This is a genomic window from Streptomyces sp. NPDC096152, from assembly GCF_044763235.1.
Classification (GTDB): Bacteria; Actinomycetota; Actinomycetes; order Streptomycetales; family Streptomycetaceae; genus Streptomyces.
Genome location: NZ_JBIWFW010000006.1, coordinates 202,207 through 219,678, shown reverse-complemented (window position 1 = coordinate 219,678; position 17,472 = coordinate 202,207). Strand labels below are relative to the sequence as shown.

The 17,472-nt window shown below is 73.0% G+C and carries 17 protein-coding genes; 10 read left to right on the top strand and 7 right to left on the bottom strand.

Annotated elements, in window-relative coordinates:
• Positions 1-157 precede the first annotated feature (157 nt).
• The 5 genes from ACIQ9G_RS21550 to ACIQ9G_RS21530 all read right to left on the bottom strand — a co-directional run bounded on the left by ACIQ9G_RS21550 (position 158) and on the right by ACIQ9G_RS21530 (position 8,856).
• On the bottom strand, positions 158-3,433 hold the full coding sequence (locus ACIQ9G_RS21550) for an amino acid adenylation domain-containing protein (RefSeq protein ID WP_403611844.1): 3,276 nt from the start codon (positions 3,431-3,433) through the stop codon (positions 158-160).
• A gap of 13 nt (positions 3,434-3,446) precedes the next feature.
• Positions 3,447-6,068, bottom strand: coding sequence for a Pls/PosA family non-ribosomal peptide synthetase (locus ACIQ9G_RS21545; RefSeq protein ID WP_403611841.1), 2,622 nt, complete (start codon positions 6,066-6,068; stop codon positions 3,447-3,449).
• 177 nt (positions 6,069-6,245) lie between these two features.
• Positions 6,246-6,932, bottom strand: a complete 687-nt coding sequence (locus ACIQ9G_RS21540) for a class I SAM-dependent methyltransferase (RefSeq protein WP_403611839.1) — start codon at positions 6,930-6,932, stop codon at positions 6,246-6,248.
• A 224-nt stretch (positions 6,933-7,156) separates the two neighbouring features.
• Positions 7,157-8,311: a Gfo/Idh/MocA family protein gene (locus ACIQ9G_RS21535; protein WP_403611836.1), complete on the bottom strand. Its 1,155-nt coding sequence runs from the start codon at positions 8,309-8,311 to the stop codon at positions 7,157-7,159.
• Positions 8,312-8,427: 116 nt separating this feature from the next.
• Positions 8,428-8,856, bottom strand: a complete 429-nt coding sequence (locus tag ACIQ9G_RS21530) for an ATP-binding protein (RefSeq protein ID WP_403611833.1) — start codon at positions 8,854-8,856, stop codon at positions 8,428-8,430.
• A 146-nt stretch (positions 8,857-9,002) separates the two neighbouring features.
• Between ACIQ9G_RS21530 and ACIQ9G_RS21525 the strand changes: the two genes are divergently transcribed.
• From ACIQ9G_RS21525 to ACIQ9G_RS21505, 5 genes are all read left to right on the top strand, one after another.
• Entirely contained in the window at positions 9,003-9,770 is a 768-nt protein-coding gene (locus ACIQ9G_RS21525; RefSeq protein WP_403611830.1) for an IclR family transcriptional regulator, read from the top strand.
• A gap of 41 nt (positions 9,771-9,811) precedes the next feature.
• A complete protein-coding gene (gene glpK, locus ACIQ9G_RS21520) occupies positions 9,812-11,335 on the top strand; it encodes a glycerol kinase GlpK (protein ID WP_403611827.1) in 1,524 nt (507 codons plus the stop codon).
• Between the two features lie 510 nt (positions 11,336-11,845).
• Positions 11,846-12,571, top strand: coding sequence for a GNAT family N-acetyltransferase (locus ACIQ9G_RS21515; RefSeq protein WP_403611824.1), 726 nt, complete (start codon positions 11,846-11,848; stop codon positions 12,569-12,571).
• A gap of 195 nt (positions 12,572-12,766) precedes the next feature.
• The gene (locus ACIQ9G_RS21510) at positions 12,767-12,904 is read left to right on the top strand and encodes a hypothetical protein (RefSeq protein ID WP_392193175.1); all 138 of its coding nucleotides are present in this window, start codon (positions 12,767-12,769) and stop codon (positions 12,902-12,904) included.
• 153 nt (positions 12,905-13,057) lie between these two features.
• Positions 13,058-13,459, top strand: a complete 402-nt coding sequence (locus tag ACIQ9G_RS21505) for an SseB family protein (RefSeq protein WP_403611820.1) — start codon at positions 13,058-13,060, stop codon at positions 13,457-13,459.
• A gap of 73 nt (positions 13,460-13,532) precedes the next feature.
• On the opposite strand, the gene ACIQ9G_RS21500 is transcribed toward ACIQ9G_RS21505, so the two are convergent.
• Both ACIQ9G_RS21500 and ACIQ9G_RS21495 read right to left on the bottom strand, forming a co-directional pair.
• Positions 13,533-13,919 carry a MarR family winged helix-turn-helix transcriptional regulator gene (locus tag ACIQ9G_RS21500; RefSeq protein WP_403611817.1) on the bottom strand — a complete coding sequence of 129 codons (387 nt, stop codon included), beginning with the start codon at positions 13,917-13,919 and terminating at the stop codon, positions 13,533-13,535.
• Between the two features lie 59 nt (positions 13,920-13,978).
• Positions 13,979-14,323 carry a VOC family protein gene (locus ACIQ9G_RS21495; protein ID WP_403612629.1) on the bottom strand — a complete coding sequence of 115 codons (345 nt, stop codon included), beginning with the start codon at positions 14,321-14,323 and terminating at the stop codon, positions 13,979-13,981.
• A gap of 387 nt (positions 14,324-14,710) precedes the next feature.
• On the opposite strand from ACIQ9G_RS21495, the gene ACIQ9G_RS21490 reads away from it, so the two are divergent.
• The 5 genes from ACIQ9G_RS21490 (at position 14,711) to ACIQ9G_RS21470 (ending at position 17,349) form a co-directional block, all read left to right on the top strand.
• On the top strand, positions 14,711-14,998 hold the full coding sequence (locus ACIQ9G_RS21490) for an ArsR family transcriptional regulator (RefSeq protein ID WP_403611814.1): 288 nt from the start codon (positions 14,711-14,713) through the stop codon (positions 14,996-14,998).
• Positions 14,999-15,228: 230 nt separating this feature from the next.
• On the top strand, positions 15,229-15,690 hold the full coding sequence (gene crcB, locus ACIQ9G_RS21485; protein WP_403611811.1) for a fluoride efflux transporter CrcB: 462 nt from the start codon (positions 15,229-15,231) through the stop codon (positions 15,688-15,690).
• Positions 15,687-16,067, top strand: a complete 381-nt coding sequence (locus ACIQ9G_RS21480; protein WP_403611808.1) for a DUF190 domain-containing protein — start codon at positions 15,687-15,689, stop codon at positions 16,065-16,067. The genes crcB (ACIQ9G_RS21485) and ACIQ9G_RS21480 overlap by 4 nt, the downstream gene beginning before the upstream one ends.
• Entirely contained in the window at positions 16,064-16,441 is a 378-nt protein-coding gene (crcB, locus tag ACIQ9G_RS21475; RefSeq protein WP_403611805.1) for a fluoride efflux transporter CrcB, read from the top strand. Before ACIQ9G_RS21480 ends, crcB (ACIQ9G_RS21475) begins: the two co-directional genes overlap by 4 nt.
• 71 nt (positions 16,442-16,512) lie before the next feature.
• On the top strand, positions 16,513-17,349 hold the full coding sequence (locus ACIQ9G_RS21470) for an undecaprenyl-diphosphate phosphatase (RefSeq protein ID WP_403611802.1): 837 nt from the start codon (positions 16,513-16,515) through the stop codon (positions 17,347-17,349).
• Positions 17,350-17,472: the final 123 nt, after the last annotated feature.

The following is a 17,472-nucleotide window of genomic DNA, read 5'->3' as shown; positions in this document are numbered from 1 at the left end:
GAAGGTCTGGCCGGGTCCGCGAAGGCGCTCTCCGCGACGGTTGGGTCCGCGAAGGCCGCGTTCGCGAGGTTGGGTCCGGGACTGCCGGGTCCGCGAGGGCTGTCGAAGCGCCGCACACCTCCCCGCGGGACCGTGGAGATCGCGGGTCGCGGCGGGCTCAGGACGGTGCCATCAGTTCGGAGGCACCCAGGACGGCCCGCGCCGCGTCGGTGGGACGGGTGCGGGGGAAGTGGTGGCCGCCCTCGGCGAGCCGGTGCAGGTCCACCCGTTCGGCCAGGAGCCGCCACTCCGGGTGCCGGTCGGGGGCCTGCGCGGTGTGCGGATCGTCGTCGGCGACGACCACGGTGACCGGGGCGGACAGCCTGTCGGCCGGCGGGGCCTCCAGCGCCGTGGCGAAGTAGCGGTGCGCCGCCACGCAGTCGTGCCGGTAGGCGGCGCCGACGTGCTCGGCGTGCCGCGCGTCGAGCTCGCCCAGCTCGGTGTGGCCGCCCTCCGCGCTCAGCCGTGCGGCGATCTCCGCGTCGCTCAGCGAGGTCAGCTCGCCGACGGCGGCGCGCCGCTCGTCCGCGGTGCCGAGGAGCTGCGCGCCGAGGAAGACCCGGTGCACGTCGACGCCGAGCTCCCGCAGCCGCCGCGCCGTCTCCACGGCCGGCGCGGCACCCGAGGAGTGGCCCCACAGCATGACCCCGGTCAGACCGCGCCCGGTGATCTCTGCGACGACCCGCTCCACCAGCTCCTCCAGCGGCGCGAACGCCTCGTGGGGGGCGGCCAGGTCGTGCCCGGGCGGGTCGACGGCGTACACCGCGGCACCGTGGCCCGCCAGGGCGCTCGCCAGGGGCTGGAAGTTGACCGCGTTGCCGCCCGCGTGGGGGAAGCAGACCAGGGCGCACTCCGGGATTCCCTCCGGCGCCGACAGCGGCTGCAGCAGTTCCGCGCGCCGCCCCGCGCGCTGCCGTCCCGCGCCGTCCAGCAGGGCGGCGAGGTCGGCGAGCACCGGATGGCGGGTGATGTCCTTCAGGGACACCGCGCGGTCCAGGGCCAGGGTGAGTCTCACCGCCGTGAGCGAGGTGCCGCCGGAGTCGAAGAAGTGGTCCCGCCGGCCGATCCGCTCCTCGGGCACCCCGAGCAGCCCGGCCCACGCGGCCGCGAGCCTGCGCTCGGCCGGGGTGCGCGGGACGTTCCGCTCCCCGGTGGCGCCGGCACTGTCGGCGTCCGCCGCGGCCCGTTCGGCCAGCGCGGTCAGGGCCTTCCGGTCGATCTTGCCGTTGGCGGTCAGCGGCAGGCTGTCCCGCCAGTGGAAGGCGCTCGGGACCATGTACGCGGGCAGCGCCGCGCCGAGTGCCTCGCGCAGCGCTTCCGTGTCCTGGCGGCGACCGCTGTAGAAGGCGATCAGATGCGTGCTGCGGCCGGCGAGTTCGGCGACGACCACCGCGCCGTCGCGCACTCCGGGCACCCGGAGCAGGGTGTTCTCGATCTCGCCGATCTCGATGCGGAAGCCGCGGATCTTGACCTGGTTGTCCCGGCGGCCGAGGAACTCCAGCTTGCCGTCCGGGTGCCAGCGCCCCCAGTCGCCGCCCAGATAGAGCCGCTCGCCGGGGCGGTACGGGTCCTGCCGGTACGCCTCGAGCGTGCGCTCCGGGTCGTTGACGTACCCGCGGCCCACGCACACCCCGGAGAACGCGATCAGCCCGGGTGCGCCCAGGGGCACCAGGGACAGCCGCTCGTCGACGACGAGGACGCGCACGTTGTTCACCGGACGTCCCAGCAGCACCCGTTCGGGCACCTGGTCCATGACCTCGTGGTTGGTGTCGTCGGAGGTCTCGGTCAGTCCGTAGGCGTTGACCAGCTTGATCCTCGGCTGGACCGCGAACCAGCGCTGGACCAGCTCTCGCTTCAGCGCCTCGCCGGTCACCGACACACAGGCCAGGTCGGGCAGTTCGCGGGGGTGCCGCTCCAGGTAGGACACGACCACCTCCAGGTAGGAGGGCACGACCTGCACCACCCCGACCCGGCCGCGGACGAGGGTGTCGACGAACCGCTCGACGTCCACGACCACGTCCTGCTCGACCAGCAGGGTCCGCCCGTCCACCAGCAGCGCGGCCAGCAACTGCCACAGGGAGATGTCGAAGCACTGCGGCGCGGTCTGCGCCACCACCCGGCCCGGCCCGATGCCCAGGTCGTCGATCTTGGCGTGGAGATGGTTGAGCATCCCCGCGTGCTCGCACATCGCGCCCTTCGGCTCCCCGGTGGAGCCGGAGGTGAAGTAGATGTAGGCCAACTGGTCCGGGGCGACCGCCACGCCCACGTCGCCGTCGGCGTCCTGCTCCTCGTACGCCGTACCGACCGGCAGCGTCCGCACCCCCGGCAGCGTGCCCAGGGCCTCGGTGAGGTTGCGGTCGCTGCCGGGCTCGGTCAGCACCAGCCGGCATCCGGCGCGCGACAGGGTCGCCGCGATCCTGCCCGCTGGGAAGTGCGGCTCGATCGGCAGGTAGACGCCCCCGGCCTTGAAGACCGCCAGCACCGAGGCCAGCCAGTCCAGATTGCGCTCGGTGACCACGGCCACCACGTCTTCCCTGCCCAGCCCCCGGGACAGCAGGGCCCGCGCCAGCCGGTTGGCGCGCGCGTTGAGCTCGCCGTACGTCCACGAGCGTGCGCCGTGCACCGCGGCGACCGCCTCCGGATGCGCCCGCGCGCGCTGCTCGAACAGCTCGTGCGCGCGCACCGGCGGCAGTTCGCGGTGCGGCCCGGCGAGCCCTTCGAGCTGGTACCGGACCTCGTCGGCCGTGAGCAGACTCCGTCCGGTGTGCTCCGCGTCCGGGTCGGCGGCGAGGGCACCCAGCGCGGTGAGGTGGTAACCGCCGAGGCGGGCCGCGCACGCGGCGTCCAGCACCTCGGTGCGGTACCGCAGCCGCAGGGCCGACCGCCCGTCCTCGGTACGGCAGTCCACGGCCAGTACGACCTCGGCGGGCAGTTCGCCGTCGAACCCCGCGGGGCCGAACACGATCTCGTACGACGGCTCGGACACGCCCAGTTCCCGGCGCAGGTCGTCCACCGGGAAGTCACGGTGCGCCAGCACCTCCGCCTCGGTCCGGTGCGCGTTCAGCACCAGGCCGCGCCACGACCCCGGGGGGACGGCCAGCCGGCACGGCAGCGGGCCGTGTCCGGGCCCCGGCACATACCCCGTGACGACCTCCCGCTCGCCCGACACCGCGGCCAGCACCCTGGCGTGCGCGGCCAGCAGCACCGCGCTCACCGGCACGTCGGACGCGGCGGCCAGCGCACGCACCGCCCCCGCCACGCCGTCCGGCACCACGACACGGTGCTCGGCCGTACCCGCCACCGGCTCCCGGGTCCATCGGGGGACCGCGGTGACGCCGCCGGCGGTCACCACGCCGCTCCAGAACTCCCGGTCCGCCTGCGCCTGCGTTCCCATCGAATGGCCTTCCTCAACGCGCTGTCGCCGCGGCGCCGTTCGCCGAGGACGTTCCTGCTGCCGTGGCCGCCTGGCCCCAACCGGGCCCACCGGGGACATCCGGCCTCTCCACGGCGGGATTTCCGCCCCACCGCGCGTACGGGGGGACCTCCTCGCCCTTCATCAGGAAGGAGTCGGCGGCGAGTTGGGCGCCGTCGCCCATCGTCACGCCGTAGTGCACGTGGGCGCCGACCCCGAGGGTGCAGCCGGCACCCAGCACGGAGTGGTCGGACTTGAAGGTGCCGTCCTCCTGGGAGTGGCACTGGATCTTGCTGCCCGCGTTCAGTGTGCAGTCGTCGCCCACGGTGGTGAGCGCCCGCTCCGTCATGTAGCAGCCGTCGTCGAAGACCCGGCGTCCGACGCGGACGCCCAGCCCGCGCCAGATCACGTTCTTGAACGGGGTCCCGTTGAACAGGTTGAGGTATTCGTCCGGCACCTTCCACAGCCGCTCGTGCCACCAGAAGTAGGGGTCGTAGATGGAGCACAACCGGGGGCGCAGCGGGCGGAACCCGCCGATGCACCGCTCCACCAGGACGTAGAAGGCGGCGGTGAGGGCGACCGTGAGTGCCAGGTATCCGCCGATCACCAGATGCCCGAGGGTGCCGTACAGGGTCAGGCACGCCAGACCCAGCGCGGTCAGGACGAAGGTGAGCAGCCACCGCAGGAACAGGTGCAGGGCCATGGAGCGGAGGTTGTAGCGGTTCTTGGCGGCGAGCCGGCGCCGCAGTTCGTCCCCGGTCCGCAGATGGTCGAACCGGGTGTCCCGCTCCACCGTGCGCGGGATCTCGAACGACGGCGAGCCGAGCAGCCCGACCCCTTCGCGGATCTCGCCGTCGAGGGGGACCATCACCTTCGTGGCGAGCAGGCAGTTGTCGCCCGTCCTGGCTCCGGCCGGATAGGCGATGTTGTTGCCGAGGAAGTTGCGCGGGCCGATCGTCGCCCGGGTGACCCGGAAGGACGTACTGGAGAACTCCGCGTTGATCAGCGACAGTCCGTCGGCCACCATCGTCCCGGTGCCGACGGACGCCAGGAACGGCGTCTCGTGCTGCACCTCGGTGCCGAAGTTGGACCCGGTCTGCTCGACGCGGGACAGGTCGTACCCGAGGCGTCGCAGATAGGGGACGATGTAGGAGCTGTCGCCGAAGAGCCAGGCGAAGAACTTCAGGTTCGTCATCCGGGCGATCGTCCGGTGCGCCCCGTAGTGGAAGCCGTAGAGCGGATAGACCTTGTCGGGCGTGATGACCAGGTTCAGCAGGCGCGGAACGGTGAGCAGCACGGCGAGCCCCACGACGACGGCGCCGAAGTACAGCAGGGCGGAGACGGCGAGCGCGTCGAGCAGGAACTCCGCCGAGGAGACGCCGGCTCCCTCCCGGTTCAGCCACCTGCCGAACGCCGGAACCCCGGTGGCGATCATGTACAAGCCGCCGACGGTCAGGGGCAGGTAGAGGAAGAGCATCTGCACGAGGGAGAACAGGCCGAACCCGGCCCGGCGCAACGTGCCGCACCGGGCGGGTGCGACCCTCACGTAGTCCACGTCCGTCGGCTCCGCCGGGGACCCGTGCCACCGCGCGCCGTCCGGGACGGACTGACCCCGGTACAGGGTGGACGTATGGCCGAGCTGGGCTCCGTCGCCCAGGGCGGTGTCGATGTCGAGCACCGTCTTCTCGCCGACGAACGCGTCCCTGCCGAGGGTGACCCGTCCGGTCTGGATACGTCCGGCGTGCGCCCGGTAGCAGAGGAAGTAGGAGTCCTTCCGGACCACCGTGCCGGAGCCGATCGTCAGCAGGTCGGTGCAGACCGGCACGGTGCGGGAGAGGATCGTGACGTTCCTGCCGATCCGTGCACCGAGCGCCCGCAGGTAGAGCACGTACAGGGGGTTGCCGATGAAGAGCACGATCGGATTGGCGTGGAGCAGCACCTTGACGATCCAGAACCGCAGGTACGCCAGGCTCCACACCGGGATCTCGCACGGTTTCCAGCGTCCGACGAGAATCCATTTCGCCAGGACCGGGAAGGCGCACAGGGCGAGGAAACCGACACTGACGGCGAGGACGGAGCGCAGATAGACGTCGGCCGGACCCGAGCCCTCGGCGATCCACGAGTAACCCCAGTCGGCGGCGAATCCGGTGGCGAGGGAATAGCCGAGGAAGACCAGTAACTGGAGTGCTCCGCACACGACGTAACCGAGATCGCTCGCCGGGGTGACCGGTGCCGGCGGCTGCGCCGACACGGGCGCCGGTCCGGGGGCCGACGGCGGCACCGGGAGCGCCGGGTCGGCGGGAGCGGGTGCGGCGCAGGCGAGAGCGGCCGCCAGATCCCGGATCGTCTGGTGCCGGTAGATGTCCTTCATGGAGACGGACGGCAGATCCGGGTGCTTCCTGACCCGGGCGCAGAACTGGGCCATGACCAGGGAGTTGGCGCCGAGATCGGTGAAGAAGTTGCTGGTGCCCGCGACCTCCGCCACGGACAGGAGACCGGCCAGTATTCCGGCGAGTTCCGTCTCGGTTTCCACCGCTCTCCGGCCGTCGCCGCCGCGCCCGGCGGTCGCGGGTTCTCCCGTCGCGTTTATCAGGGTGTCGGCGGACTTCTCTACCATTCGAGCTCCTCGAGGAAATCCCGCAAAGCGTCGGCCCGTACGGCGCTCAGTCTTGTGCGGCCACTTCCGCGTTGCCACTCGAATGCGATCGCGATGAGAGGACCGCGACCACGGAAAAGCCGGGTTTTCCGCTGATCCGCCCCGCTGGAGGGAGGAGTGGATCACCCGTATGGAGGTTCACCCGCGAAGGCGCGCCCGGACGACCTGGTCGACGACGGGATCGCCGTCCGGGCGGGGAAGCAGGGCGACGGCGTCCACGGCGAAACCGTGCGCGGTGAGGACGTCCTCCCACAACTCCGGGGCGAGCACCCACATGTGGACCTCCCGGGGCTCCATGCCCGCCGGACCCACACGCAGCGAGCGGGGCCGGACGTCGGCGGACGGGGGCCGCCGGTGCAGATCGGTGTGCAGGACGGAGAAGACCAGCCGGCCCTCGGGGCGCAGAGCGGCGCGCAGGGCGGGCAGGCTGCGGCGGGGGTCGAGGAAGCCGAGCCCGTGAATCGAGTACACGAGGTCGTACGGCTCGCAGCGCCGCAGGTGTTCGACGACGTCCCCGAGCAGGTAGCGCACGCCGGGGGTGGTGCCGTACTGCGTGACGGCGCGGCGGTGCTGGGTGGGGGAGACGTCGACGGCGTCGACCAGGGCGCCGTGCCGGGTGGCGAGATGCGCGGCGTAGTGCCCGGCGCCGCTGCCGGCGTCGAGCAGCCGCCGGCCGGAGATGTCACCGAGCAGTTCGGTCCCTGGCCCGGCCGCGCCGGGAGCGCCCCAGTGGAGTCGTGCGGGCTCCGGCGGCCGGAATCCTCGATCGATCTGGAACCGGCCGTACGCCGTCCAGGCACGCAGGTTCACCAGGTCGCTGATCACGGTGGTCGCGCTCCTCGGCACAGGGGGCGGGGACGGGATGAGGGTCGGGCGGATGTCAGGGGGCACGGGCTGATGCCGACCGGGACAACGAACCGGCCGCCGTTTCGAACGCACGTGTTTGAGTCGCGTCCCCGCCGTGGAATCCCGGGGCGCGTGCCGCGGCCGCCCCCGCTCCCTGCGGCGACTGCGCCGCGCGGCGTGGCCGAAACGCCGGGGGCGGGTGCCTACGCCAGGCGCACCCAGGTCCGTTCCTCGGCGGAGCGGGCCATGGCGTCCAGGGCCTGCGCGGCGGCCACCGCGTCGTCGAGGGTGGCTCCGCGGGTTTCGGGCCCGGTGATCGAGCGCAGGAAGTGGTACGCCTCGATCACCTTCAGGTCGTCGTAGCCCATGGCGGTGGCCGCGCCCGGCTGGAAGGCGGCGTACTCGCCGTGCCCGGGGCCGACGTGGACGGTGCTGACGGGCTGGTCCTGGTACGCGGTGCCGCGGCTGACGCCGAGTTCGCCCATCCGGCGGAAGTCCCAGAACAGGGCGCCGGTGGTGCCGTGGATCTCGAAGCCGTAGGCGTTCTGCTCGCCGACCGAGACCCGGCACGCCTCCAGCACCCCGCGGGCGCCGGAGGTGAAGCGCAGCAGGCAGTTCACGTAGTCCTCGTTCTCCACCGGACCGGGCTCGCCGCCGGTCGCGCGGCTGTGGCCGGCGGTGGCGCCGGTCGGGCGGGGCCGCCGGGGCACGAACACGGCGGTGTCGGCGGTCAGCGAGTCGATCTCGCCGAGCAGGTGCCGGGCCAGGTCGACGCCGTGCGAGGCGAGGTCGCCGAGCACCCCGCTCCCGCCGCGTTCCCGTTCGTACCGCCAGGTCAGCGCGCCCTCGGGGTGGGCGGCATAGTCGCTGAACAGCCGGATGCGGACGTGGGTGACCGTGCCGATCTCGCCGGCGGCGAGCATCTCGCGGGCGGCGGCCACGGCGGGCGCGTTGCGGTAGTTGAAACCGACCGTGCCCCGGACGCCCGACTCCGCGGCCGCGTCGGCGACGGCGCGGGCGTCGGCGGCGGTGAGGCCGACCGGCTTCTCGATCCAGAGGTGCTTGCCCGCGCGGGCCATGGCGACGCCGATCTCGCGGTGCAGGAAGTTCGGCGCGGTGACGCTGACCGCCCGGACCCGGGGATCGGCGGTGATCTCCCGCCAGTCGCGGGTCGCCGAGGCGAAGCCGTACTGCCCGGCCGCCCGCTCCGCCCGCCCGGGCACCTCGTCGGCCACGGCGACCAGGTGCGGCCGTACGGTGAGCTGCGGGAAGTGGTGCGGCAGGCGGGCGTACGCCTGGGTGTGCACCCGTCCCATCCAGCCGAACCCCACGACGGCGACGCCGAGCGAATCCACCATGACAGCCCCTCTTCGGACCGGTCCACAGGCCTGGTGGCCCACCCTGGACGGCGTCTTCGCGAGGAGTCAAGCGGGAGCCGCGCCACGGCGGCGCCGATCGGCGCCGCCCGGCCGGCTCAGCCCGTGAGCACCTCGGCCCACCGGCTGGTCGCGCCGGGATGCGCGAGCACGCCGCACCGGGCGGACAGGGCTGCGACGATCCCGAGGCCCCGGCCGTGCTCGTCGAGGTCGGGAGCGGACTTCCTGGGGCCGGGCGGAGCGGTGGGGCCCCGGTCGGTCACTTCGACGCGCACCCCGGCGCGTCCGTCCACGGGGATCCGCCACAGCCGCAGTGTCGCCGGCGGCAGGGCGTGCACAAGAGCGTTCGTGATCAGCTCCGACACCACCAGGAGCACGTCCTCGACGGCGTCGGCGGGCAGGTTCCAGCCACCCAGGACCGCGCGCACGCGACGGCGTACGACCGAGACGGCCCCTGGGGCGGGCGGCAGCGGGAAGACCTGGTCCGCTTCCTCGCGAGGCGCTGCCGCGAGCTGCGCTGCGGTCATGTGCCCTCCTCCTTCGGGTGGCGCGTCCGACCGGAGTACGGACGCGATATGGCACGCTAGGGAAGGAAACGCGTCCGGTCAATGAACAATGGTCGGCATTGCCGAACAGCAGTCCGGATCAGGGCAAATCGGGCTACGATCGCTGCATGGCCGGACCGGTGCAGTCCATCGAACGGGCGGCGGCGATCCTGCGCCTGCTCGCCGGCGGCCCGCGCAGACTGGGGCTCGGCGAGGTGGCGTCGTCGCTCGGTCTGGCCAAGGGAACCGCCCACGGCATTCTGCGCACCCTGCAGCACGTGGACTTCGTGGAGCAGGACGAGGCGACCGGAAAGTACCAGCTCGGCGCGGCGCTGCTGCACCTGGGCAGCAGCTACCTCGACGTCAACGAGCTGCGCTCGCGCTCCCTCAACTGGGCCGACGCCCTCGCCGCCCGCAGCGGGGAGGCCGTCCGCCTGGGCACCCCGCTGGAGGGCAAGGTGCTCATCGTGCACCACGTCTTCCGGCCGGACGACACCCTCCAGACCCTCGACGTGGGCGCGCTGCTGCCACTGCACGCCTCCTCGCTCGGCAAGGTCCTGCTGGCCTTCGGAGCCGCGCCCGTCGAACCCCTGCTGCGGACGGAACTGGACGCGTACACACGGCACACCCTGGTGCTCCCCGAGGACCTGAACCAGGCGCTCGCCGAGATCCGGGAACTCGGCTGGGGCGCCGAGGTGCAGGAGATGAGCATGGGCGACGCCGGGGTGGCCGCGCCGATCCGGGGCCACGGCGGCCTCGTGGTCGGCGCGATCGGCCTCTCCGGCCCGGTCGAGCGCATCTGTGACACCAGGGGCAGGCCCCAGCCCGCCCTGATCGCCCTGCTCCGGGAGGCGGCACGGGCGATCTCCAGAGACCTGGGAGCGGCCCGCTGGTAGATCCCGCACCCCGCGCGACGCATCGGAAGGCAGGCCCGATCATGGTTGAACGCTACGTGCTGTCGATCGACCAGGGCACCACGTCCACGCGATGCATCCTGTTCGACCATCGGGGCCGGCTGGTGTCGGTCGCGCAGCGCGAGCACCAGCAGTTCTTCCCCCGGCCGGGCTGGGTCGAGCACGACGCCGTCCAGATCTGGCAGAACGTCCGGCGCATCGTGCCCGAGGCGCTGGACGCCGCCGGGGTGGACGCCGCCCAGATCGCCGCCGTCGGGATCGCCAACCAGCGGGAGACGACCGTGCTCTGGGACCGGCGGACCGGGGCGCCGTACGGCCGCGCCATCGTATGGCAGGACACCCGCACCGCCCCGCTCGTCGACGAGCTCAGGGAACGGCCCGGGGACGAGTTCTTCCTCGACCGCTGCGGCCTTCCCCCCTCGACCTACTTCTCCGCCCCCCGGATCCGCTGGCTCTTCGAGCACGTGGAGGGCCTGGAGGAGCGCGCCCGGGACGGCGAGGTGCTGTTCGGCACCATGGAGAGCTGGCTGATCTGGAACCTCACCGGCGGCAAGGACGGCGGCCTGCACATCACCGACCCCACCAACGCCAGCCGCACCATGCTGATCAACATCCGGACCCTGACCTGGGAGCCGGAGCTGATGGAGTTCTTCGGGGTGCCGCGCCCGATCCTGCCGGAGATCCGGTCCTCGGCGGAGAGCTACGGCGAGGTCCGCGCCCTGCTCCCCGGCGTCCGCATCACGGCCGCCCTCGGCGACCAGCAGGCCGCCCTGTTCGGGCAGACCTGCTTCTCGCCCGGCGAGGCCAAGTGCACCTACGGGACCGGCAGCTTCCTGGTGATGAACACCGGCACCGACGTCGTGCGCTCCCGGCACGGGCTCCTCACCACCGTCGCGTACAAGATCGGCGACGAGCCCACGGTCTACGCGCTGGAAGGGCCGATGGCCGTGACCGGTTCGCTGGTCCAGTGGTTCCGGGACCGCCTCGGCCTGATCCACAGCGCGCCCGAGATCGAGACCCTGGCCCGCACCGTCGAGGACAACGGCGGCTGCTACATCGTCCCCGCCTTCTCCGGCCTGTTCGCACCGCACTGGCGCAGCGACGCCCGCGGCGTCATCGTCGGCCTGACCTCGTACATCACCAAGGGGCATCTGGCCCGGGCGGTCCTGGAGGCCACCGGATGGCAGACCCGGGAGGTGGTCGACGCCATGAACGCCGACTCCGGGCTCGCCCTGAAGGAGCTCAAGGTCGACGGGGGCATGACCTCGGACAACCTGCTCATGCAGTTCCTGGCCGACGTCCTCGACGTCCCCGTCGTACGGCCGCTGGTGGCCGAGACGGTCTCCCTGGGCGCCGCCTACGCCGCCGGGCTCGCGGCCGGCTACTGGCCCGACTTGGAGGTCCTGCGCCGCAACTGGCACCGGGCCGCCCAGTGGCTGCCGGACATGGACCCCGAATGGCGCGAGTGGGAGTACGGCTGCTGGAAGCGGGCCGTCGAGCGCTCCCTGGACTGGGTCAGGCAGCCCCCGCCGCGCCGCCCGCGCTGACGCCGTCGCCGGGCCGCCCGGGACGTACCGGGGTGTGGCAGGAAGCGGCGGGCCCGGCAGGACGGGGCGGGCCCGGCCCGGTGGCAAACGCCGGGCCCGACCCGGCTGGAAGAGGCGGGGCGTCCCCGGCGGTGGGGGGGCCTTCCAGGAAGTGGCGCACGGGACGAATCGGGGGCCGCGACGGTGGTTACCCAGACAGCAGTGGGTTCGGAAGTGAGCCCCGGGGCCCTCCGCGCTGCACACGGCGGAGGGCCCGTCCGGGCCCGCCGCGATCGCGCCCCCGGCCGTCGTGCTGCCGCTCCCGGGGGCACTCCGGGTGGACTCCCGGGACACCTCTGAGAGAACCGGGCGGAGGGTCTTGCGCGGGGCGTCATCGGACCGTCTACTGTCCTTCACGTCCCCGTTCCTCGCTCAACGGGATCTCTGACGCATCCTGTACCACCGCCCTGCACCGGGGTCCCGGTGGCGGGCAGTTCCACCCCCCTTTTTCGCAGAAAGACCGAAGGCCCTGTGCCCGTACCCGTCGTTCTCACCGGCCGTGTGACGCGGCTGGAACCCCTCGCTCCGCACCACGCCGAGGGATTGGCCCGAGCCGGGGCCGAGGACCGCTCCTCCTACGCTTTCACCCCCGTGCCGCACGACCTCGAAGCGGCCCGCGGCTACATCGACCGCGCCCTCGCCGAGCAGGCGGCCGGCCGGGCACTGCCGTTCGCCGTGCTCCGCGCCGTTGACGGACGGGTCGTCGGCTCCACCCGCTTCCTCGAACTCGACTACTGGCAGGGCCCGCTGGTGTGGCCCGCCGTGACCGGCGTGCCGTACGGCGATCCGGTCACCGCCGTGCCGGACGCCGCCGAGATCGGGAACACCTGGCTCGCCCCCCACGCCCAGGGCACCGGGATCAACACCGAGGCGAAGCTGCTCATGCTCCGCCACGCCTTCGAGACCTGGCGGGTGCGCCGGATCTCCCTGCGCGCCGACGCCCGCAACCGCCGCTCGTGCACGGCGATCGAACGGCTCGGCGCGACCTGCGAGGGTGTCCGGCGCGCCCACTCCCGCGGCCTGGACGGCGCCGTGCGCAGCACCGCCTTCTACTCGATCCTGGACGACGAGTGGCCCGCCGTCCGCGCCGTCATCGAGCTGCGCCTCGCCGCCGGCTCCCCGGCCGCTCCGGCCCGGACGCCGGAGGGCTCCGGCCCGCGGCCGGACGAACTCGACGGCCGGCTCGTCGGGGTGTGAGCCCGGCCGGCCCACCGCACCCGGGTGACAGGGGGCGGCGCACCGGTGCCCCGGCGCGCCGCCCCCCTCCGCTTCACCCGAACGGCCTACGGGACCCCGGCCCCGGACGTGCGCCGTAGCCCGTTCGGACGCAGGCTGGGGTGAACCGGGCTGCCGCAACGCGCAGCTTTGATCACTGCTCCGTCGGGAGGCATCGTGATCGCCCTCGCTCTGCTCGTCCCGGTGGCACTGATGCTGATGCTGTTCGGACTGGACGCGCTGGAGACCCGTCTGCTGCGCCGCCCCGACCCGCCGCAGGACGCGGCCATCCCGGAACAGTCCGTGCCGGAGTGAGACCGATCTGTGAAGCAACGTTTCACCACTTCACCCCCGCATTCTTCGGGGAGTGACGGTTGCGCCCTGCCCGTTCGGGTACGCGAGCAGGACCGTCCCGCGGGCGATCACGTCCCGGGAGGCCGCACGACCACCGCGACCAGGGGATCTGCCATGGATACACCCGCCAACGACAACACCGCCACGCCCGCTCAGCGAGCGCTGGACGTGCTCGTGGACAACGCCGAGGACGCGGTGGCACTGGACACGCTCGCGAGCAGCGACGTGCTGGTGCCCGTGCCGGACGACGCGAGCGAGGAGGAGGCCACCAATCCCTCCGCCGTGGCGCTGCCGGTTCTCGAGCAGCCGGGTGGGGCGCCGGTGGTGCCCGTGTTCACCTCCGAGATGGAGATGACCGAGCTGCTGCCGTTCGTCTCCCGCTACCGGCTGGTGCCCCTGGGCGCCCTGGCCTCCCAGTGGCCGGACGACGACCTGTCGCTCACCATCGACGCCAGCTCCCCGCACGGCCTGACCCTCACCTCGGAGGGTGTGCGCACCCTGCTGGCCCGCCGGTAGGACCGGGCGGACGGGCGGCAGGGCGGCGCACCGGGGGCCGGGGCGGGAACAGGGCGGGGCCGCCCGGTCCGTGTCAGCCGCTCAACATACGGGCCAGCACCGCGCGTTGCAGCGGCAGCACCTCGGTGTGCAGGTCACGGCCCTTGCCGGTCAGCGCGATCCACACCCCGCGCCGGTCCTCCGCGCACACCGTCCGCACCACCAGGCCCTCCCTCTCCAGCCGGCCGATGAGGCGGGAGAGGGCGCTCTGGCTCAGGTGGACCCGGCCGACGAGGTTCTGCACGCGGCACTGGCCGCCCTCCCCGGGCGACGCGGACGCCAGGACGTCCAGCACCTCGAAGTCGCTCGCGCCCAGCCCGTGCGGGTGCAGCACCCGGTCGATCTCGCACATCGTGCGGGCGTGCACCGACAGGATGCCCCGCCACCGCTCCTCGAGGGTCTCGGCCGCGTTCGCTCCCATGCACCGAATGTTAATGCGCGTGCATCCACATCGGCACGGCCGAGGGACCACTCAAGGGCTCAGGAGTCCTGGACGAGGCCGACCAGGTTGCCGTCCGCGTCCTTCACCGAGGCGATCTGCCGCCCGCCCCCCACGTCCTGCACGTCCTGCAGCAGCTCGGCGCCCGCCGCCAGCAGCGCGGCCAGCCGCTCCCGGATGTCGGCGACGTGCCAGTAGGGCACCGGTCCCGTCATCCCCTTCGCGTGCCCGTTCGGGTCGAGACCGACGTCCTGGCCTGAGTCCTTGAACCCGACGTAGTAGGGCTCGTCCGCGTACGGCTCCACCTCCAGCAGCGCGCCGAACAGGGCCTTCGCCCGGTCCAGGTCCTTGACGGGGTAGACGATCGTCCTGAGGCCGGCGGTCATGGCGTACTCCTCGGTGAGCCGGGCCGACGGGGGTCCGTCGGACACGCCCGACGCTTTCGGGCGGTGGCCCCACGCTAGGACGGGGGAGCGGCGGGCGGCTTCTCCGATCCTGACCGTCTTCGCGACACCGTTCCCGATCGCGGCCGGGCGTGCACCCCGCCCCGGGCGTGCACCCCGCCCCGGGGGTGCACCCTGCCCCGGGGGTGCACCCTGCCCCGGGCGTGCACCCCGCCCCGGGCGCCGCGCGCCCCGCGCACGCGCCGAACCGGGCGCACCACCAGGGGCGTTCGGTACCGGACAAGGAACCCCGAGTCCGGGACGTGGCGGGTCCGGCCGCGCGAGAGTGGGAAAAACGGGGACGGGACGCCATCGACGGAGGAGGCGGCGATGCTGAGGACTCCCGCCGGCCGGACACGTCGGGTCATCCTGGAGTGGCTCAAGGATCCGGCCGCCCACTTCCCCCGGCAGCGGCCCGGCGACCCCGCCGTCGACGGCGTCACCGTACGGGCCGTCGCCGCCAAGCTCGGCGTGCCCCGCCGGGTCGCCGCGACCCACCTCGCGCTGCTCGCCGACCTGGGCCTGCTGCGCACCCGCCGCATCCGGCGCCGCACCTACTACCGCCGTGACGACATCCGTATCGCGGAAGTGGCCCGGCTGTTCGAGAAGGGGTGGTGAGCGGTCCCGGCACGACGGACCGGGGGAGCGGGGGCCGGCCGCGGCGGCCCCGGGCTCGAAGTGACCCGCCCGCGCCCCGGCGCTAGTCTGTAGCCCGGCCGCGATCAGACCGCGGCGCGGCGGTGGGGCCCGCCGTACCCGAACCGCGGCACCGTCGCCGCCAACGGTCCCTACTTGCGAAGGCAGCGGCCCCGCATGTCCGGGCCCGGGCGAGTAGGAGACGTACGACCATGACAGCCCCGCGCACCGAGAGCCTCCGAGCCGTCGCGAGCCGCCCCGGGCGGCGGGCCTGGCGCGCCCAGACCCCGGTCGTCGCGGTCGTCGCGCTCGGCGGCGCCGTCGGGGCCACCGCCCGCTACGCGGCCTCGCTGTGCTGGCCGGCACCGCCCGGCGGCTTCCCGTGGGCGACGTTCTGGACCAACGTCACCGGCTGCGCGGTGATCGGCGTGTTCATGGTGGTCATCACCGACGTGTGGGCCGCGCACCGCCTGGTCCGCCCGTTCTTCGGCACCGGCGTGCTCGGCGGCTTCACCACCTTCTCCACGTACGCCGTCGACGTGCAGAAACTGGTCGACTCCGGCCATGCCCGCACCGGGCTGGCCTATCTGGCCGCGACCCTGCTCGCGGCGCTCGCGGCGGTGTGGCTCGCGGTGACGGCGACCCGCCGCGTCCTGGCCCGGAGGCAGCGATGACGAGACTCACCGGCGGCGCCCTGCGCCTGACCGTGTTCATCGGCGAGAACGACACCTGGCACCACCGGCCCCTCTACTCGGAGATCGTCCACCGGGCCCATGCCGCGGGCCTCGCGGGCGCCAGCGTCTTCCGGGGCGTCGAGGGCTTCGGCGCCTCCTCCCTGATCCACACCTCGCGGCTGCTGTCGATGAGCGAGGACCTGCCGGTGGCGGTCGTGATCGTGGACACCGAGGAGCGGGTGCGGGCGTTCCTGCCGCAGCTGGACGAGCTGGTCGCCGAGGGGCTCGTGACCCTCGACGCGTGCGAGGTCATCCGGTACGCCGGCCGCCCGGACGGTCCCGCGGAGGCGGGCGGGAAGGGTAAGAAGTCGTTGTGAACTGGCTGCTGGTGGTCGTGGGAGCCATGGTCGGCGCCCCCCTCCGCTACCTCACCGACCGGGCGGTGCAGTCCCGGCACGATTCGGTCTTCCCCTGGGGCACGTTCGTGGTGAACGTCACCGGCTGTCTGGTCCTCGGCCTGCTGACCGGCGCCGTCTCGGCGGGCGCCGCGGGACCCCACCTGCAGCTACTGCTGGGCACCGGCCTGTGCGGGGCCCTGACGACGTACTCGACCTTCTCGTACGAGACCCTGAGGCTTACCGAGACCGGCGCCGGGCTCTACGCTGCGGCCAACGCCGTCGTGAGCGTGGCGGCGGGCCTCGGCGCCGCGTTCGCCGGTGCGTCCGCCGCCGGCGCTCTGTGGCCCGGATAATCCTGCCTTCATCTCGGCGTAGTAAGACTGTCTACAGCACTGTCGACCAACTCTCCTCAGAACTGGATCCCATGAGCGCCATCTCCGTCGGTCAGGCCGTCGTCCTCGGAGCAGTCGAGGGGGTGACCGAATTCCTTCCCGTGTCCTCCACCGGCCACCTCAAGATCACCGAGGGGCTCATGGGGATTCCCGTGGACGACAACGCGGTCGTCGGGTTCTCGGCCGTCATCCAGGTCGGCGCCATCGCCGCCGTGCTCGTGTACTTCTTCAAGGACATCGTGCGGATCGTCTCCGCCTGGTTCCGCGGGCTGACCAACCGCGAGGAGCGCTACCACCACGACTACAAGTTCGCCTGGTGGGTCATCTACGCGACCATCCCGATCGTCGTGGTGGGCCTGGCCGCCAAGCCCCTCATCGAAGGCCCCCTCGCCTCGCTGTGGGTGGTCGCGGGCTCGCTCATCGTCGGCAGCGGCGTGATGTGGGCCGCGGACCAGATGGGCCGCCACAAGCGCGGTGAGGACGACACCTCCTTCAAGGACGCGATGCTGGTCGGCTGCTCGCAGATCCTCGCGCTGCTCTTCCCCGGCTTCTCCCGCTCCGGCGCCACCATGTCCACCGCGCTCGTCCTCGACCTGGACCGGGTCGCCGCCACCCGCCTGTCCTTCTTCCTCGGCATCCCGGCCCTCACCGGCGCCGGCCTGTACGAGCTGAAGGACGCCCTCGGCACCGGCGTGGGCGCCGCCCCGCTGGCCGTCGGCACGATCGTCTCCTTCGTGGTCGCCTACGCCTCCATCGCCTGGCTGCTGAAGTTCGTCGCCAAGCACTCCTTCAACGCCTTCGTCATCTACCGGATCGTGGTCGGCGTGCTGCTCTTCGGCCTGCTGGGCGCGGGCGTGCTCGAGGGCTGAGAGCCCCCGGCCCCACCGCGGCGGGGGGGGGGGCGTGGGGGCCCCAGCCCGCCCCACCCCGCACGGTCAAGGGGGGCCCGCCCCGACCCCCCCCCCCGCCGCCCCCCCCCCCCGCCCCCCCCG

Coding starts and splice junctions, on each gene's coding strand:
- glpK (WP_403611827.1), top strand. CDS start 9,812: ATGGTTGAACGCTACGTGCTGTCGATCGACCAGGGCACCACGTCCACG.
- ACIQ9G_RS21545 (WP_403611841.1), bottom strand. CDS start 6,068: ATGGTAGAGAAGTCCGCCGACACCCTGATAAACGCGACGGGAGAACCC.
- ACIQ9G_RS21470 (WP_403611802.1), top strand. CDS start 16,513: ATGAGCGCCATCTCCGTCGGTCAGGCCGTCGTCCTCGGAGCAGTCGAG.
- ACIQ9G_RS21535 (WP_403611836.1), bottom strand. CDS start 8,311: ATGGTGGATTCGCTCGGCGTCGCCGTCGTGGGGTTCGGCTGGATGGGA.
- ACIQ9G_RS21480 (WP_403611808.1), top strand. CDS start 15,687: ATGACGAGACTCACCGGCGGCGCCCTGCGCCTGACCGTGTTCATCGGC.
- crcB (WP_403611811.1), top strand. CDS start 15,229: ATGACAGCCCCGCGCACCGAGAGCCTCCGAGCCGTCGCGAGCCGCCCC.
- ACIQ9G_RS21525 (WP_403611830.1), top strand. CDS start 9,003: ATGGCCGGACCGGTGCAGTCCATCGAACGGGCGGCGGCGATCCTGCGC.
- ACIQ9G_RS21550 (WP_403611844.1), bottom strand. CDS start 3,433: ATGGGAACGCAGGCGCAGGCGGACCGGGAGTTCTGGAGCGGCGTGGTG.
- ACIQ9G_RS21490 (WP_403611814.1), top strand. CDS start 14,711: ATGCTGAGGACTCCCGCCGGCCGGACACGTCGGGTCATCCTGGAGTGG.
- ACIQ9G_RS21495 (WP_403612629.1), bottom strand. CDS start 14,323: ATGACCGCCGGCCTCAGGACGATCGTCTACCCCGTCAAGGACCTGGAC.
- ACIQ9G_RS21505 (WP_403611820.1), top strand. CDS start 13,058: ATGGATACACCCGCCAACGACAACACCGCCACGCCCGCTCAGCGAGCG.
- ACIQ9G_RS21530 (WP_403611833.1), bottom strand. CDS start 8,856: ATGACCGCAGCGCAGCTCGCGGCAGCGCCTCGCGAGGAAGCGGACCAG.
- ACIQ9G_RS21500 (WP_403611817.1), bottom strand. CDS start 13,919: ATGGGAGCGAACGCGGCCGAGACCCTCGAGGAGCGGTGGCGGGGCATC.